Consider the following 18,532-nt stretch of genomic DNA (forward strand, 5'->3'; position numbering starts at 1 on the left):
CATGAAAAGAATTTATACTACATTAATGATGATGTTAATCGTCACAGCGACTTTAACATCATGTAAAAAATTTCTTGACGTACAACCAGAGGATAAAGTTTTAGAAGAGCAGTTGTTTTCTACGAAGCAAGGTGTTAATACAGCATTGAACGGTTTATATCTAAACCTATCAAAAAATAATCTTTATGGAGATAATTTAACCTTATCAACCGTTGAAATTCTGGCACAGCGTTATAACATCACCACAATTCATGATCAATATAAATCGAGCATATATGCCTATGGAGATGCTCCGATTATTTCGAGAATTGACGCCATTTGGACAGGAGCATACAGTACAATTTTAAACATTAACGCTTTCGAAGAGAACCTGATTAAATACTCCGGGGCAATTAATGCCAAAACAGACTCTATTTACCGTGGGGAGGCCATTTGCATGAGGGCAATGTTGCATTTTGATTTGTTACGTTTATTTGGTCCGCGATATAATACAGCAGATTCTACAAAAAATTCTATTCCATATTATACGCAGTCGGGATCTGCAATTGGCCCATTACTGCCCGCCAATGTTATAATGAATTTGATTACGGCTGATCTGGCCAATGCCGAAAAGCTATTAAAGGCAGATCCGGTTATTGTAAATGGAGTAATGCCCGGGGCTTTGAATGATGGTACCGATTTTTTACGCAATAGAAATTATCGATTTAATTATTATGCCGTTAAAGCCTTGCAGGCAAGGGTAAATATGTATAGGGGGAATAAGGTGGCTGCCCTGGCTGCAGCTAAAGAGGTTATCGCTAACAGTGGAAAATTTCCCTGGGTAACGGTTGCTAATGCACTAAGTGAAAAAGTTAATCCAGATCGTGTATTTACTACAGAAATGATTGTAGGAATCCAGTGCACTCAACTGTATAGCAATTATCTGGCGATATTTGATCCGGATTTAGCTGAAAAAACCATTTTAGCGCCGCTTTCTGGTAGGCTTGCAACAGTATTTGAATCAAACGAGAACGATTATAGATACAATCTAAACTGGATCGTTCCTTCCAATGGAGGTAAGACCTATCGTACATTCTATAAATATGCCGATGTTCAGGATAAAACGAAAACATTCCGCTTTACGGTACCGCTAATAAAAATTAGTGAAATGTACTATATCGCAGCGGAAAGTGAAACGGATTTAACTCAGGGATATGCTAATCTAAATACCGTCCGTAACAATAGAGGGCTCACCAGTTTAGCCACGGGCACAGCAGCTACTCTAAATACAGAGTTACAAAAAGACCATCAGAAGGAATTTTTTGGCGAAGGCCAACTTTTCTATTACTATAAGCGGCGAAATATAACCACCATTCCTAACGGTGCTGTGGCAAGTGGTAACGTTACCATGAATGCGAGCACCTATGTTTTACCATTACCATTATCAGAAACTCAAATCAGACCATAATGAATTTAGCAATGAAAAAAATTATTTATAGTATTTCAACCATTATGGTTCTTTTCACCTTAGTTTCTTGCGAAAAACAATTGATGACCTATGAGGGTAAACCTAGTATTTATTTTAATGAAGCAGGAAAGCAACTTATTTATGGTAGTGATGTCAATACAGATTCCATCAATATATCCTTCTCACTGGTTAAAGGAACTGACTCTATACAAAAGGTTATTTTAGCTACTACTGGCGCAATGTCAACAGCAGATAGGGCTTACCGGTTAGAAGTAGATCCGGCTTCTACGGCAATTGCAGGGAAACATTATGATGCTCTACCAACAGCTTTTTTTATAAAAAAGAACCAAATTAAGGACACTATTCAGGTTAAGATTCATAGAACAGCTGATATGCTGACCAATAGCTACGTACTTTATCTCAACTTAGTGGAGAATGAAAACTTTTCTATCGAGATGAAAGATAAAGTGATCAATGCAGCCACTGGTAAAAGAATGAGCTTTATTAAATACAAGATAATTATAAGCGATATTTTAAAAAAACCAACCCGATGGTTAGATACCTATTTCGGTTCTTTCAGCCGAAAAAAACTATTTCTGATCTGCGACTATCTAAATATAACACCGGCCTATTTAGATACATCTATTTCTGTGGCAGAAGCGAATGCATTTGGGAAGTTAATGCAGCGTTACCTGAACGAGCAAAAAGCCGGAGGTAATATTATTTATGATGAAGACGGTACAGCGATGATTATGGGTGTAAGTGTTCAATAATTAGAAATTTATTAAATCGAAAAAGATGTTAAAGAAAATATACTTATGCTTTTTACCCTTTATTGCCATTTTTTTATTGGTTTCTTGTAAAAAGGATCTTGGTAATTATGATTACAATGAAATTAATGCGGTTAAAGAATTTATCGGAATACAGGATGTAACGGCTATTTACGGCAAAAGATTTATTATGAAACCAGAAGTAAGCTTTACGCAGGATAACGGAACTGACACCTCCAAATATAGTTATGAGTGGGCTTATTACACCAGCTTTGGATCTTCAGATGCAGTGTTTGTACTCGCCAATACAAGATATTTAGACGTGAACATGTCGCTTGTTACCGGAACCTATTATTTCTACTATGGAGTAACAGACAAAGCCACAGGCGTTAAATACAGAAAAGCGTTCAAAATGAGGGTAGAAAATGAAATAAACGAAGGATGGTTTTTGATGTGTGACGTTAATGGCTCAGCAAGGCTTGATATGCTGGCAAAAACAACAACAGGATTTAACGTAATAAATGACCTTTTAACCACCACTGGTTCGGGTTTAGTTCTAAGTGGAAGTCCTAAAATGGTATATAACTATGAAATGGGCGTATCTACGGGGCCAGGTTTAAATGCAGGTTACGCAATATATGTCGGTACTAACCAGGGTACAGAAAGAATTGATCCTGATAATTTTAAATGGAAAAGTAACTATACACTCAAAAATGAAATATATGGTCCGGTTGCTTCAAATTTTTATGCAGACGTGGTTCAAAGATCTGGATCAACAAGATCGTATATGATTGGAGGAGGAGACGCATATCTCTATGATAGGGTAAATCAGATAAGGTACAGTGCCCCGCTAAATATTATTAATGGCGAGCTGAAAGCCTTTAACATCGCACCATTTATTGCAACCAATGAAGTAGAGACTATTGCAATACCTGCTATATTTTACGATACGGATAATAAACGTTTTGTAAAGCACATAGGAAGTGCCGGATCCTGTACTGTAATCCCTGATCCGGCAGCAGGCAAACTATTTAGTTTTTCTACAGGGTTAGATTTGGTTTACATGACCTATGTAACTTTTAATGGAGGCGAAGTTTTCAGCGTGTTGAAAGATCCACAATCGGGGAAAAAATATTTGGCCCGTTTTAACGGTACAAACAATGCTCAATCATACTATGGCGAAATAACAGGAGCTGATATTGATAAAGCAGAAAATTTTGCCGTAAGTCCTGATTTTGGATATTTGTTTTACAGTGCTGCAGGTAAAGTTTACGAGTTTGATATGTCTCTAAAAACAACCAAACTTATGTTAGATAAAGGAGCTGATAGGGTTTCGTTATTAAAATTTCAAACTTTTATTAATACTACCAAATATCCTGATGGTAATAAGCTTATTGTTTGTAGCTATAACCCCACACAAGAAGAGGGAAAAAATGGCAAAATGGAAATTTTTGAAGTACCCTCAATTAATGGCGATATAGTTCTGGCAAATACCTATAGCGGTTTTGGAAAGGTTAAAAGTCTGGTTTACCGTACACGATAGTTTTCTGTATAAAATCAAAACATACAAATTAAACCAATTAAAATGAAAAAATTATTAAGCGCCGGACTTTTGTGCTTGGCCTCTTTAACAACAATGGCACAGGCGCCAGTTGAAGTAAAAGGTCTTTTAAAAAAGAAAAGATCATCAGCCGTTAAACTGTTTAAGGTAAAATACGGAAAGAGCATAGAAATTGCGAATGCTAGCCCGAGTGCCACTGGCCAGTTTGGTTTTTTGTTCTATCCCGAGTATGAAGGTTTATATGTAATCGGCACAGGAAATGAAGGAAGTCCGAACGATAACTATAAATTCTATTTCAAGGGTGGTGAGCAGTTATCCGTAAGTCTATTGGATTCGAGCTATGTGCTAACGGGTAAATTAAACTCTAAAGAAAACACAGTACTTACCCAATGGCACGACCTTACTTTCCCGCTTGAGCAGAAAGCCATCAACTTTATGAAAGTGCAAAGTACTTTTGTCGATTATTTTCCTGAGCAGGAAGAGATTGTCGCGAAGAGCAAAACTTTCTTAAACGGAAAAAGCACGGGTAATGCAAAATTTGATAAACAGATTAAAGACATCATGGCTTTAGATCTGGCTAGCTATGCAACTAACTTTTTAAATACACCGCGTTCGGCACATCCTTCGGTTGAAGAGTACAGCAATTTTTACAGCAGTTTAAAAGCAGTAGATTTTGCAAAAACAACCGACAAGGTGTAGAATTACCCATGGGGCTACCGCACCCTTTCGGGCATCATCAGCGTAAATATGCGTCAGGATGGCAAAGCCTATAAAAGAGGGGTAGAGGGCGTGGATATTTTTGCTTCTTATCTTCCAAATGATACTTTAAAGGGTGATTTGGCTTTAGAAAATGCTGCCAGTTATAAAACAATAGGTGATTATCAAACCTTAATGGCAAAATATGATAAATACGTGATTACCAAAGCACAAAAAGAACGTAGCAGCAACATAATGAACCCTTTATTAACCTATAAACCAGGTACCGATGCTTACGAATTTTCTTATGCAGATAACAATGGTAAAATGCATAGCATGAAAGATTTTAAAGGAAAAGTAGTGTTGGTTGATACCTGGGCAACATGGTGTGGACCTTGCAAGGCTGAAATTCCATTTCTAAAGAAGTTAGAAGAGGAGATGAAAGGGACAGATGTACAGATTATCAGTTTATCTACCGATGCAGAAAAGGATAAAGAAAAGTGGCTTAAAATGATCAAAGATGAAAATTTGGGCGGCTTACAGCTTTTTGCCGGCGGACCAGCTAATGAGTTTTCTAAATATTATAAAATTAATACCATTCCCCGTTTTTTGGTTTTCGATAAACAGGGCAAAATTGTAACCGTTGATTCACCACGCCCTTCTCAGCCAGAGTTAAAAGCATTATTACAAAAAACTTTGGCCAATTAGGTCATTGCTTTGCCGCTATATCGGCGGCAAAGCTTTTTACATTTTCTTACTTCTATGATAACAATAAAAAAACTATTGCTGGCTACGCTTTTGCTCTTTTTTTTACCCAAAGCCTATTGCCAGAATGATAGTATACAAATTAGCGGGCAGCTTAAAGGCCTGGGAAATAAATCGGTTTGGATTTCTTTTGCTGATGATGCTGGTGTATCGAGAAGTTACAGAGCAAATGCCATTAACGATATTTTTTCTTTAAAAGTGCCCCGCTTGCAGAGGCCGGCTATCGCACGGTTTGACGTTTCGATATTAAGGGGGGTAAACGCTACAAGCAAGGACAAAACCTTTTCGAATCCATCGCCCGTGCTCGATCTGTTTGTTTTTGATAAAGGGATTAAAATAACTGGCGATGCCTTATTAGTTCAGTTTGCTAAAGTAAGTGGAGATGAAGAAAACAATGTGTTTGACAACTATAAACAGCTGGTAAAAAAGGAAGAAATGCGTAATTATGAAATTATGCAGTTGCTTTTTAATGGAGAAAAAAACACTAATGCGGCGCAATCAAAGGCACTTAGTGCGGAGGCCACTGCAATTAACAGAAAGTTGGTTAACGTAAAGCGCGACTTTGTTAAAAACCATCCGGATGCCTTTGCTTCTGTATTTTTATTAACCCGAATGCAAAACCTGTATACCGCAGGCGATTTTATTTCCACGTGGAACAGTTTATCGTCCAAATATAAAAACCATCCTATTGCAGAGAGAATCAAGGCGTACATCAAAAAAATAAGTACTACACCTGAAGGGTCGGATGCCATTGGTTTTCAGAAAACCGATAATCACGGCAAAACCATCAATTTGGCTGATTTTAAGGGAAAGACTGTGCTGCTCGATTTTTGGGGCAGCTGGTGCGGGCCTTGCCGGGCCAGTAACCCACATCTTAAGGCATTATACGCAAAATACCAATCCAAAGGTTTTGAAATTATAGCCATTGCACAAGAGCAGAAAAAGAATCTTGAAGAGGCAAGAGGGCTTTGGCTTAAAGCCATCGCAGAGGATGCATTACCTTACATCAATGTGCTTAATAATGAGGATATGGATAAGCAGAATCTGGTAAAAGACTATAACATTATGGCTTTTCCAACCAAGATACTGCTCAGCAGCGAGGGTAAAATAATACTCCGTATTACCTCGAGTGCTACTGATGATATTGACCTGGCCCTCGAAAAAATTTATGGATTTTAAATCCACCTACTCAGATAAAATGAAAATTAAAGCAATACTGTTTTTGGGCGTCTTGGTATCGGCACTAAACGTGCAGGGACAAAACGCGAAAACGATAATCGAAAGCATGAACAAAATGTTCGCTCAAAAATCTATCGATCCCATAATGGAAAACTTAGGTAGCAATTTTTCTATTGCCGCTTACTCCAGACCATCAACCGATAGAATGTTAAAAGCGATTTTGGAACGTTACGCCTGCGATTCGCTTCAATTGAAAAACGAGGTAAAACAGAATGGAAATGTTCAGCTTACCGTGATACCGTTTAACAAAGGAAAAGCAGGTAAAGAAAGTTCCATTTATACCGATGCGCAGTATAAAATCCTTTACACTGATATTTTCGATCAACGCTATGGCATGAACTGGTATAAAAAATCGGTATTGGTTGCTAAAATCCCTTTCGAAGTGCACGATGGCGCTATCATTTTAACGGTTAAGGTAAACAATAACCAAAGACCATTAAAATTGCTTTTCGATACCGGTGCAGATGGAATGGCCATTACCAAAGCCCTTGCCGATTCTGTGGGCATAAAAGCCAGCCGACAGCAGAACACCTCCGTTGTTGGAGGCAATATGCAGATATCGGTTTCAGAAGGAAATACCATTCAGCTCGATACTTTTAAGCTAAAAAACCAAAGTTTTGCCATTTTCCCCGAAATGCACAAGGGAACTGACGGGATTATTGGAAACAGCATTGCCAAAAACTACATCACCAAGGTAGATTTTGATAAAAAAGAACTTTCGCTCTACAATTTCGGCGATTATGAATATCAGGACCAGGGAACTTCTGTGCAAGTAACCGTTCCGGCGGGTTTGTTTATTATCCCAAGCGAGGTTAGTGTAATGCCCGGACAAGCTAATAGCGGTGAATTTGTTTTCGATACCGGTGCGTCTTACAACCTGATTTGTTTCAGGCCATTCGTAAAAAAGAATAAACTATTAGTAAGTGGTTTTAAACCCGAATATAATGGTACCACAACCAGTATGGGCATCAGTACACCTACCTACAGTGGCCGGGCAGCATCATTTTCTTTTTCAAAGATGCCTAAGCTAACCGATTTTCCGGTTACCCTGATGGCAGGCGGTGGTCAGAGTGAAAACTGGAATCCGGGTTTTGATGGATCAATTGGCATCAGGACCATTGGGCGTTACAACTTCACCATTAACCTGCAGAAAAAGGAAATCCATTTTGTGCCTAACCATACCATTAACTTTCCAAACGATTTTGTTTTGGGCGCTTATTTATTCGGCTTCGATCAGGATGGAAAATTAAAACTGTTAAGTGTAGTTGCTCCGGTGGAAAGTGAACCAATAAAAGCAGGGCAGACAATTGAAAGTATTGATGGCGTCGCCGCATCAGTTCTGCTTAAAGACAGCAAAAAAATGCTTTCGGTTTTAAGTGCTCCATCAGGTAAAATCTTCAAAATGGTCTACACTGTAAATGGAGTGAAACAAAATATTTCAATAACTAAAAAATAGATTTATGAAAAAAATAATCCATACCATTTGCCTGATGTTCGCTGTTATAGGCTGTCTGGCACAAAATCAATCCTTAAACAGTGTATTAAAACAAGCCAAAAAAGAAAACAAACTCATTTTTGTTGATTGTTATTTCACAGGCTGCATCCCATGTGCTCAAATGGACGAAAATGTTTTTCCAAACGAGCTGGTTAAAGCCGAAATGAATAAAAATTTCCTGATGCTCAAAGTAGATATTTTTAAGGATAAACTTGGCGATACCTTAAAAGTGCAGCATATTTTAAATGGCTTCCCTACTTTTTTAGTCTTAAATGGCGATGGGAAACTAATAAGCTCATCATCGGGCTATAAAGATCCGGGGAATTTGCTCGCCTTGTTTACCGATGCACGTCAAAAAGCAAATCAACAGCAGTTTTTAGCTGGTTTTTCTACACAATATGACGAGAAAAAATATCCCTCGTTTTATGTAGAATTCTGTAAAACCCGGAAGGGAATAACTCCAGCTATCTTAGCAACCTATAGCGATACTTTAAAAAACTTTAAAGCCGAAAATGCCTTGTTGCCTTATCTGGTTACCAGATCGGCAGACGAAAAGGCTATTGAAACCATCTTTGCTGATTACAATGGTTTTGTATCGCTTTATGGAGCCGATGTATTGCAGCCTGTGATCGATTATGGCTTAAACCTCAAGTTGGCTAAAGCACTAAAAACAAATTTGAATGATGCTGCTTTTGAAGACTTTTTAGGGGGGCAGAAAAAATATTTCACAGAAAAAACATGGAAAATATGCCTGCAAACTTTGGGAAATAAATACTTCCTGGCGATGAAAAAAGATACCGTAGGTTTTCTGAAATTCGCTATAAAAAATCCTGTTTTATACCAATATCACTTCAATGCGCTTTATAGCACATTATTGGTTAAAAACGGTTTTACTCCGGAAGTGGTGAAGCTCTTTTGTAAATGGGCTGATGCCATTGTTACAGATGATAGTGGTCTTGAGTTTATGAAAACAGCTGCGGCTGTAAATAAACGCGCGCAGGACGAAGCCGCTTATAACAGATTTATGAAAATGGCTGCTACCTATGCCAGTAAGTATAAAATGAAAACAGAATCCGTTAATGAAACCGGTTCTGAATAAATAAGAATTACACCTTGTAGAAGGGGTGCATGTTAAATAGTTAATGATCGAAAAGCTTATCTGGATGGGTAAGCTTTTTGTTTTTGTTCATATAATGGTTACATTAACTTTATTTTGTATTCGGGCTAAAAATCTACTTTTGATCTTTCATCCCATAAAATTATTTTCAATGGAGATGGGACAATCATGATTTTCAGGTCAATCATCATAAAACCAAAATATGAAACGAGTATTTATTTCTGCACTAATGTTGTTCATTTTTACTGCCTCATTTGCTCAAAAATTTAACTGGAATAAAAACCAGGTAATTGCCCACCGTGGCGCATGGAAGAAAAATAATTTCCCTCAAAATTCAATAGCCTCTTTAAACGAAGCAGTAAAGTTGGGTTGTTATGGTTCGGAATTCGATGTATGGATGACCGCAGACAATGTTTTGGTCATTAATCACGATCCTGAATTTCAGGGTTTGGTTATCGAAAAAGTAAATTATGCTGATTTATTGACCAAAACGATGAGTAATGGCGAAAAGATCCCAACACTCGAAGCCTATTTATTGGCGGGTAAAAAGCAAAGAACCACTAAACTGATTTTAGAGATCAAACCTTCGTTAATCAGCAAAGACCGGGGAATTGAGGTGACCAATAAATGTGTTGAAATGGTTCAGAAACTCGGGGTAGTGGAGTGGACAGAGTACATCAGTTTCGACTACGATTATTGCAAACGCATTTTAGCATTAATGCCGAAAGCAAAAGTGGCTTATTTAAAAGGTGAAATCAGTGCCGAACAAATGAAAGCCGATAAATTAACCGGTGTTGACTATCATTTTAGCGTTTACCAAAAAGATGGGTGGATCGAAAATGCCCACAAATTAGGATTAACGGTAAACGCCTGGACGGTAAATACAGTTCCCGAAATTCAATGGCTTTTGGCACACCAGGTTGATTACATTACCACCAATGAGCCAGAATTAACTTTCGAAGAACTTAAAAAAACACCAGTTGCAACAGGCTGGAAACTGAAGTGGGCTGATGAATTTAACGATGCCGGATTACCTTTAACAAAAAACTGGAGTTATGATGTTGGCGGAAAGGGTTGGGGCAATAACGAACTTCAATATTATACCGATGCCGACAGTACGAATGCCGTTGTAAAAAAAGGGAATCTGAATATTACTGCTGTAAAAGCAGATAAGGAAAACAACCATTATACTTCGGCCAGATTAGTCACGAAAAATAAATTCGATTTTAAATATGGAAGGGTAGAAGTCCGCGCTATGTTACCCAAAGGCAGGGGCTTATGGCCTGCAATATGGGCTTTACCAACTGATTGGAAATATGGTGGCTGGCCAAAAAGCGGTGAAATTGATATTATGGAACATGTGGGTTATGATCCGGATAGTGTTCATGGAACGGTACATACCGAAAAGTTTAACCATGTCATAAAAACGCAGGTTGGCAAGGCTTTAAAGGTTGATCATCCTTATACCGAATATCATATTTATGCGGTAGAATGGTATGCCGATCGGATCGAATTCTTTATCGACAATCAAAAATACCTCACGTTTAAGAACACCAAAAAAGGATCCGGCGACTGGCCATTCGATCAAAACTTCCACATTATTTTAAATGTAGCCGTAGGTGGCGGTTGGGGTGGACAAAAAGGCGTAGATGAATCTATTTTCCCCGCAACAATGAAAGTGGATTATGTGAGGGTATTTCAGAAGTAATGGAAGAGGAGATAGATGATGGTTTATAGTTTGATCAGTCATGGTGCTTAGTTAAATTGACTAAGGACTTCGGACTAACTTGAGCTATAAATTTAACTGTCAACTGAAAAATGCTAACTGAAAACTATAACTTGCGGTATCTAAGCTATATTGTATAATTTATGGACTCACGTAGAGAATTTCTAAAAAAAGCGGCCTTGTTTGCCGGAGCCACTGGTATGGCCAATACCTTGCCCAGTTCGGTGCTAAAAGCCATGTCAATTAACCCTGAACCGGGTAGTACATTTTACGACGCAGAGCATATCGTTTTCCTGATGCAGGAAAACAGGTCCTTCGACCATATGTTCGGTAAAATGAAAGGTGTTCGCGGATTTAATGATCCCCACCCACACATTCAACCTGATGGAAACAAAGTTTGGTTGCAAAAAGATGGTCAGGGATATACCTATGCACCCTTTCATGTCGACATTAACAAAACGAAAATCACCTGGCAAGGTGGTTTACCCCATTCGTGGAATGACCAGGTTGCTGCAAGAAATGGTGGCCGTTACGATAAATGGCTGCCGGTTAAAACACCCATGACATTGGCTTATTATGATCGGAATGATATTCCGTTCTATTATGCCATGGCCGATGCTTTTACCATTTGCGATCAGCATTTTTGCTCATCGTTAACCGGAACAACACCAAACAGACTGTTCTTTTTTACAGGAACCGTTCGCGGAGAAAAAAGCGCCAACCGGGTTGCAGTGGTAAACAACGATCAGGCCGAATCGCAAAATAATGTATTCGTCGATTGGCCAACCTTTCAGGAAACATTAGAAGATAATGGTATCGATTGGCGCATTTACCAAAATGAACTGTGGACCTCCAAACTCCCGGAAGGTGAAATAGATGATTGGTTGGGTAATTATGGTGATAATCCGGTTGAGTACATCAGCAGGCACAATGTTAAATTATCGGCCTACTTTAGAAAAAATGGCGATAACACCGTTAAACCTGCATTAACCGCAAAAGAGGTTCAGGAGAAATACGATAAATTATCTCAAAAGGAAAAAAACTTAGTAGATAAAGCATTTACTACGAACATTTCTCAAAAAGATTATCTCGATCTTGAACCGTTTACCTTTAAAAATGACCAGGGTAAGTCTGAAACCATTAATGTGCCTAAGGGCGATATTTTTCACCAGTTTAGAAAAGATGTAGACAGCGGAAAATTACCAACGGTTTCGTGGCTGGTTGCGCCTCAGCGTTTTTCTGATCACACCAGTTCTCCTCTGTACGGAACCTGGTATGTGAGCGAAGCCCTGGATATCTTAACTAAAAACCCAGAGGTTTGGAAAAAAACAATTTTTGTTTTAACCTACGATGAAAATGATGGTTACTTCGATCATCAGCCCCCTTTCGTGGTGCCAAACCCTGATGATTCAACCAGCGGAAAGGTATCTGAAGGCATAAACTATGCTACCGATTTTGAATCAAGAAAAGGAAGTCCGATCGGCTTGGGCTATCGTGTTCCATTAGTTATTGCCTCACCCTGGAGCAAGGGTGGTTTTGTAAACTCGCAGGTTTTCGACCATACCTCATCATTAATGTTTATGGAAAAATGGCTGGCTAAAAAAACAGGTAAAGCCATTAAAAGCAATAACATTAGCGATTGGCGAAGAAATATATGTGGCGATTTAACCTCCGTATTTAGACCATATAACGGAGAGGAAATCAAATCTCCGGAACCATTAAAACGTGATGTTGTGGTAACTAATATCGGTAATGCTAAAAATAAACCCGCACAGGTTGGGCCTACCGCACTTAATAAAACCGATGTTGCAAAAATAAATAAATTCGAATCCTTTTCTCCTGAAACATCTAACCATGCACCTAAACAGGAAAACGGAACAAAACACGCCTGTGCCTTACCTTATCATTTAATGGTTGATGCCAATCTGGTTAATAATGAAATCGCACTTACTTTTCAATCGGCAAAAACCTTGTTCGGTAGTGAAACAGAAACGGTTGGTGCGCCTTTCAACATGAATACCATTGCCAAATTTAAAGGTGTTGTGGGCAAAACATGGGCCTATGCAGTGAAGGCTGGTGATGTGTTAAAAGACAGCATTAAACTGGATGATTTTGATAACGAAGTTTATGACCTGACAGTAAGCGGTCCTAATGGTTTTTACAGGCATTTTACAGGCAGCAAAAAAAATCCTTCCATTGTGGTAAAAGCATATCCGGAGCAAGGAGGTTTGGTGTCCAAAAAATTAACAGGTACCCTGGTTTTCGCTATAGAGAACAAAGGCGCTGCTTTAGTTACACTCCAAATTGTAGATAACAAATACAAATCGGGGATTAAAACCGTAACAATTAAGCCAAAATCGAGCAGCAATATTTCATTTAATCTGGCTAAAAACGCGAACTGGTACGACTTCAGTATTGTACAGACGGGTAATATTACCTTTAAACACCGTTATGCCGGTAAAATAGAAACCGGAGAAATTACCCAAACCGACCCATACATGGGCAACGCATAAAAAATATCCCCCAAAAAGGGGGATGGCTTTTGAAAGAAATTATGCTTATTTTGTATTACATGTGCAGTAAACTGTCTATAATCAAGATAAATTTCATAGTTTCTTTCATTTTGCTTTTTAGCCTGAAGCTATCGGCCCAAAGCTATAATTTTACCAATTACAGCCTGAAGGATGGCTTGCCTCAGTCGCAGGTAATGGTAATTTTTCAGGCAAAAGACAGGACGCTCTGGCTTGGCACTTTTGGCGGGGTAAGTAATTTTGACGGCAGGCAATTTACCTCGTATAGCAAAGCTGATGGATTAGGATCGAACTCCGTAAACTGCATTGCAGAAGATAACCAAGGTCAGGTATTTTTTGGCACCGAAACGGGCATTAGCATCCTGAAGCGCGGAAAAATAAGCACCCTGTTTTCAGGTAAAGGGGTAAGCCATTTGCTTAAAGACAAAGAGGGTGTTATTTGGGGAATAAGTGAACATAAACTTTTCAAAATTGTAAAGGATAAAATTATTTCTTATTCCATCGCCGGTAAAAATATCCATACCATAAACAGCGACAGTTCTGGAAACCTATATGCTGTAGTATCAGGAAGCGGGATTTATCAATTAAAAAATAACAATTGGGCAATCTACCAGGAGTTACCGCCAGCCATCAATACTTTATCGATCCGGAAGATTTTATTTGATAAAACGGTAAAGAACAAAATTTATCTCTTAACCTATCGTAGTGGAATTTATGTACTGGAGAATGGAATAGTTAAACCATTTTTTAAAAAAGCTGGTATTGATACCTATTATTCCATCGCGCAGGATCATCGTGGAAATATGTGGGTAGGTTCTGAAAAAGGGGCTTATTTCATCAATAAAACCGGGGCAGTCATTAATTTTAACGGAGAAAATGGATTGAGCGATAACCAGGTAAATGAAATATTTAGCGATGCCGAAAATAATATCTGGATATCTTGTTTTAGTGATGGCATTTACAAATATGAAGGCGATGCTTTCATCAGGTACAACAGGTTTAAAGGCAAGAACCTGGCTTATCCAATAAGCGGAATAGCAGCCGATAAAAACGACAACCTCTGGTTTGGCACTTTTAACAAGGGTGTTTTTAAGTACGATGGTAAAGATGTACAAAATGTCGATATCCCCGCTTTTAAGGATAAAAAAATCTACTTCGTTTATGCCGATAGAGCAAAAAACGTTTGGTTTTCTACCTATGGCCAGGGTATTTGGAAATACAACGGACAGAAATTTAGCCAGGTATTAAAGCCAGAGCGATTTGATAACAGCGCGATAGCTGAAGACGAGGAAGGTGGAATCTGGATAAACGGACTCATGTGGACTACTTATTTAAAGGATGGGAAAACCGAACGAATCAGTGGGTTTGATGGCTATTTATCTTGTATTTACCCTTTGACCAAGGATAGCGTATTTCTTGGTACCTCAAATGGCATTACGCTCATCAAAAACAAAAAAATAGATAAAACCTTTCACATCAAATCGCTCAGCAATGTTTACGTACTGAGCATTATAAAACATCATGATAATTTAATTTTTGCCACGCTTGGTGATGGGATTATTACCTGGAATTTAAAAACAAAAGCCATTAAGCGTTATGTTGTTGCCAATGGACTAAACTCAAATGATATTTATAGCCTGGCAACCGATAAGAAAAATAATTTATGGGCCGGAACAGGGCGGGGGATTAACAAACTAACTTTTAATAAACAGCAGCAAAGTTATGAGGTGTTTAGAGATCATCCCCTAATTGTGGAGTGTAATCAAAACGCCATTATCAATTACAAAAACAGCATATTGGTGGGCACTATAAACGGACTCATTCAATGTAAAACCAATCCGACTACTGAGAACAAAAAGAACCCTTTTATCCATATTCAACAGGTAAGTGTTTTTCATAAAAATGATCGTGCAAAAGATATTTCAATAGACCTAAGCAAAATAGGGCATAAATTTTATAAACTGAACTACAGTCAAAACCACATTTCGATAAGTTTTAAAGGGGTTTATCTCACCAATCCCGAAAGCGTACTTTATCGCTACAAACTGGTTGGAGTAGATAACGATTTCAGTAAACCTGTACCCAATACGGAAATCGAATATTCGGCCATAAGGCCGGGAAGTTATACCTTCCAGGTTTATGCCATTGCAAATGGTCAGCAATCGAATATAGAGCAGTTTAGCTTTACCATTGTGCCGCCATATTATGATACCGTTATATTTAAAATCATCGCCTTTTTGGTGCTTATATTTCTAATCTGGCTTATTTTTTACCTGATTTTTAAAACAAGAGAGCGTAAAAAACACCAGTTCGAGAAGTTAAAGCTAAAAGAACAGGAAAAAATAAGAAAACAAACTGCCGAGGATTTTCATGATGATATTGGCAATAAATTAACCAGGATTAATGTTTTGTCAGAAATTTTGGATAAAAAGGTATCCGGAGCTGAAAAAGAGCAAAAAGAACTGATCCGCTTAATCAGAGAGAATGCCGGCCTTTTGTATACCGGAACTAAAGATATCCTTTGGGCATTAGATCCACATAGCGATAATCTATTTGAAATATTAATGCATATTAAAAATTTTGGTGTAGACCTTTTCCAAAATACCGGCGTTACATTTAAAATGGAAGGAGTATTAAGTAAATACCAAAAACTACACCTGTCGATGGAGTTTAACCGAAACCTCACGTTAATTTTTAAGGAAATGCTGAATAATGTATTAAAGCATGCTAAAGCAAGCCAGGTGTTGATTATGGTTATTGAAACTGATCATGATACGGTAAACATCCTGACAACAGATGACGGAGCGGGTTTTGATATTGAAACGGTACAAAAAGGAAGAGGACTAAACAACATTCAAACACGCTGCAAACGCATAAAATCGACCTTCCAAATTTCTTCTGTTAAGGGGAAAGGTACCACCACAACAATTTCTACCAGAATTCCTGTTACAAAATAGCACTAAAAGCGTCTTAATTAAAACCAACCACAAAAATGAGCCAGAATTTACGAATTGTTCTAATCGAAGACGACGATATTTTAAGAATGGGTTATGAATCGTTATTAAGCGATGTAGACGATTTTGTAGTCGTAAATGCTTATGCTTCGTACGATTTGGCCAGGAAACACTTAGAAGCCGATCATCCTGATGTGATTTTGCTCGATATCCAGATGCCTGGCACCAATGGACTGCAGGCTTTGCCTTTTATCAAAAAAACCTTACCTACTGCAAATATTATTATCCTTACCGTTTTCGATTCGCCCGAATTGGTTTTCGAAGCCTTAACCATGGGCGCCGGTGGTTACCTCACCAAAAATTCGAGTGCCTCAAAAATTATAGATGCAGTAAGAGAGGTGAGTACAGGTGGAGGCGCCATGAGTACCAATGTAGCGCGCATTGTTATGCATTCTTTTCAGAAAAACCTCAATTCTCCTTTAACTAAACGCGAAACCGAAATATTAGATCGGATTGCAAACGGACAAACAAAATCTCAAATCGCAAACGATCTCTTTATCGACCAGGAAACGGTAAGGAGCCATGTGAAAAATATTTACATCAAACTCGATGTAAATTCAAAATCAGAAGCGATTAAAACAGCCAAAGAAAAGCGCTTTATTTAATCTATACCCATTTCCTGCTAAAAAATAATGCGAAAATCACCCTTTTTGGGTGATCCTTCGGGTTCAATTTCAGTTTAATTTTACATCATACAATTAAACAAGGCAATGAACCAATCTGCAAAATTCTTTTATGTGCAAGTAACGCAGCTAAATGATGCAGATGCATTCTATGCCAACTGTTTGGGCATGCCTACAGAATCGACAATGATTTCTGAACAGGAAAAAGGAATCATGGTAAAGGCAGATCATGAGACCAATATTTTCCTGTCAGAACGGAAGCATCAAAACCAGACCAATAAAATTGTATTAAGCAGTGATGATTGTTTAGAAGATTATTGCAGGCTAAAATCGAGAGGGGTTGTTTTTAAAAATAGACCAGCTTACTTAAGTGAGGGTTTAAGTATCGAATTTTCTGATCCTTATGGTAATCATTTCATCATATTGGAGCAGCGTAACTATAATGAGGATTAATGTTATGAGATACGTAAAAGAATTAAGCAATAGGAATAAAATTATAAGCGAAAGCACCTGTGAGGCGCTTTACGAGCAACAGAATGATGCTTATACCATTAAATTTGTTTTTAACGGCACCGAAGACTGCGAAATTAACAAACGTAAGTTTAGCATTTATCCCGATACTTTTGCCGTGGTAAATGCCGGTACAAATTTTAGCAGCAAAATCGATTCGATAAGTCCTGTAAATACATTTTCGGTTTCCTTTGGCGAAAATTTTATTAAAGATTTTCATCATACTTTTTCAAACAGCAACGAAAGTTTACTTGCCGGAAAAGAAGCCCGGGAAACACCTCCGTTTATCGAATCGCTTTATCCGTTTTCTGGCGATATGCGCTTTAATGTACTGCATTTAAAAAGCCAGCTCGATAAAGGTTTGAAAGACGAAATGCTGATTAATGAGTACCTGTACCACTGCCTTTTAAACTATTATAAAATTTATGATAAGGAGGTGGCTCAGAAATTAGATAAACTCAGCTTTATCAAAACAAAAACCCGCGAAGAGGTTTTAAAAAGATTAACACTCGCTAAAGAATACATTAGCAGTAATTATAATCAAAATATAACATTAGAAAATATTGCCGAACAGGCATGTTTATCGGTTAACCATTTGCTAAGAACCTTTAAAGAAGCATATGAAATTAGCCCATACCAGTTTTTAGTGCATTTAAGATTAAACCGGGCTAAAAAACTATTACAAACCACCACTTATTCCTTAAATGAGATAGTAGGTTTAGTAGGATTTGAATGCCCAAGTTCATTCATCAGGTTATTTAAACACACGTTCAATATTACCCCGCTAAAATATAGAAAGAGTAGGTTGAACTAAAGTATAAATAGTGATTTCTGCATATTTAGAATGTTAGGATGAAACTATTTTTGAAGCTCTTGCAGGACAATTTGTAGAAGTTTTTTCCTGTTTAGGTTAATAATGATTAAAAAGCAAACTGCCAGGATTGGGGTTTGCTTTTTTGCGTTTAAAGCCTCCTTCTGTCCAGAATGGTGATTTTCGCACATTTTTGGATTTTCACAGCGCCTAAATTGCTTATTGAT

Annotated in this window: 12 protein-coding genes and 1 pseudogene; all 13 read left to right on the forward strand. The window is 37.9% G+C overall.

The features are described from left to right. Position 1 precedes the first annotated feature (1 nt). The 13 genes and pseudogenes from CA265_21235 (at position 2) to CA265_21295 (ending at position 18,308) form a co-directional block, all read left to right on the forward strand. A complete protein-coding gene (locus CA265_21235; GenBank protein ID ARS42043.1) occupies positions 2-1,447 on the forward strand; it encodes a hypothetical protein in 1,446 nt (481 codons plus the stop codon). After that, a complete protein-coding gene (locus tag CA265_21240) occupies positions 1,447-2,220 on the forward strand; it encodes a hypothetical protein (protein ARS42044.1) in 774 nt (257 codons plus the stop codon). Before CA265_21235 ends, CA265_21240 begins: the two co-directional genes overlap by 1 nt. Positions 2,221-2,245: 25 nt before the next feature. Continuing rightward, the gene (locus CA265_21245) at positions 2,246-3,760 is read left to right on the forward strand and encodes a hypothetical protein (GenBank protein ARS42045.1); all 1,515 of its coding nucleotides are present in this window, start codon (positions 2,246-2,248) and stop codon (positions 3,758-3,760) included. A gap of 42 nt (positions 3,761-3,802) precedes the next feature. Then, positions 3,803-5,182, forward strand: a pseudogene (locus CA265_21250) (thioredoxin). A 54-nt stretch (positions 5,183-5,236) separates the two neighbouring features. After that, positions 5,237-6,418, forward strand: a complete 1,182-nt coding sequence (locus CA265_21255) for a hypothetical protein (GenBank protein ARS42046.1) — start codon at positions 5,237-5,239, stop codon at positions 6,416-6,418. Continuing rightward, positions 6,378-7,934, forward strand: coding sequence for a hypothetical protein (locus CA265_21260; GenBank protein ARS42047.1), 1,557 nt, complete (start codon positions 6,378-6,380; stop codon positions 7,932-7,934). The genes CA265_21255 and CA265_21260 overlap by 41 nt, the downstream gene beginning before the upstream one ends. Positions 7,935-7,938: 4 nt before the next feature. Beyond that, entirely contained in the window at positions 7,939-9,072 is a 1,134-nt protein-coding gene (locus tag CA265_21265; GenBank protein ARS42048.1) for a hypothetical protein, read from the forward strand. Between the two features lie 220 nt (positions 9,073-9,292). Next, complete coding sequence (locus CA265_21270; GenBank protein ID ARS42049.1) at positions 9,293-10,798, forward strand: licheninase; 1,506 nt, start codon at positions 9,293-9,295, stop codon at positions 10,796-10,798. Positions 10,799-10,959: 161 nt separating this feature from the next. Further along, positions 10,960-13,329 carry a phospholipase C, phosphocholine-specific gene (locus CA265_21275; protein ID ARS42050.1) on the forward strand — a complete coding sequence of 790 codons (2,370 nt, stop codon included), beginning with the start codon at positions 10,960-10,962 and terminating at the stop codon, positions 13,327-13,329. Positions 13,330-13,370: 41 nt separating this feature from the next. Then, entirely contained in the window at positions 13,371-16,304 is a 2,934-nt protein-coding gene (locus CA265_21280) for a hypothetical protein (protein ID ARS42051.1), read from the forward strand. 35 nt (positions 16,305-16,339) lie between these two features. Continuing rightward, positions 16,340-16,966 (forward strand): DNA-binding response regulator, encoded by a 627-nt coding sequence (locus CA265_21285; protein ID ARS42052.1) that lies wholly within the window; start codon positions 16,340-16,342, stop codon positions 16,964-16,966. A 105-nt stretch (positions 16,967-17,071) separates the two neighbouring features. Next, complete coding sequence (locus CA265_21290) at positions 17,072-17,437, forward strand: hypothetical protein (GenBank protein ARS42053.1); 366 nt, start codon at positions 17,072-17,074, stop codon at positions 17,435-17,437. Next, positions 17,388-18,308 (forward strand): hypothetical protein, encoded by a 921-nt coding sequence (locus tag CA265_21295; protein ID ARS42054.1) that lies wholly within the window; start codon positions 17,388-17,390, stop codon positions 18,306-18,308. The genes CA265_21290 and CA265_21295 overlap by 50 nt, the downstream gene beginning before the upstream one ends. The last annotated feature ends 224 nt before the right edge of the window (positions 18,309-18,532 follow it).

It is taken from the genome of Sphingobacteriaceae bacterium GW460-11-11-14-LB5 (assembly GCA_002151545.1).
Taxonomy (GTDB): domain Bacteria; phylum Bacteroidota; class Bacteroidia; order Sphingobacteriales; family Sphingobacteriaceae; genus Pedobacter.

Excerpts from the sequence above, each read along its gene's own strand:
- CA265_21235 (ARS42043.1), top strand. The coding sequence starts at position 2 with ATGAAAAGAATTTATACTACATTAATGATGATGTTAATCGTCACAGCG.
- CA265_21240 (ARS42044.1), top strand. The coding sequence starts at position 1,447 with ATGAATTTAGCAATGAAAAAAATTATTTATAGTATTTCAACCATTATG.
- CA265_21245 (ARS42045.1), top strand. The coding sequence starts at position 2,246 with ATGTTAAAGAAAATATACTTATGCTTTTTACCCTTTATTGCCATTTTT.
- CA265_21255 (ARS42046.1), top strand. The coding sequence starts at position 5,237 with ATGATAACAATAAAAAAACTATTGCTGGCTACGCTTTTGCTCTTTTTT.
- CA265_21260 (ARS42047.1), top strand. The coding sequence starts at position 6,378 with ATGATATTGACCTGGCCCTCGAAAAAATTTATGGATTTTAAATCCACC.
- CA265_21265 (ARS42048.1), top strand. The coding sequence starts at position 7,939 with ATGAAAAAAATAATCCATACCATTTGCCTGATGTTCGCTGTTATAGGC.
- CA265_21270 (ARS42049.1), top strand. The coding sequence starts at position 9,293 with ATGAAACGAGTATTTATTTCTGCACTAATGTTGTTCATTTTTACTGCC.
- CA265_21275 (ARS42050.1), top strand. The coding sequence starts at position 10,960 with ATGGACTCACGTAGAGAATTTCTAAAAAAAGCGGCCTTGTTTGCCGGA.
- CA265_21280 (ARS42051.1), top strand. The coding sequence starts at position 13,371 with ATGCTTATTTTGTATTACATGTGCAGTAAACTGTCTATAATCAAGATA.
- CA265_21285 (ARS42052.1), top strand. The coding sequence starts at position 16,340 with ATGAGCCAGAATTTACGAATTGTTCTAATCGAAGACGACGATATTTTA.
- CA265_21290 (ARS42053.1), top strand. The coding sequence starts at position 17,072 with ATGAACCAATCTGCAAAATTCTTTTATGTGCAAGTAACGCAGCTAAAT.
- CA265_21295 (ARS42054.1), top strand. The coding sequence starts at position 17,388 with ATGGTAATCATTTCATCATATTGGAGCAGCGTAACTATAATGAGGATT.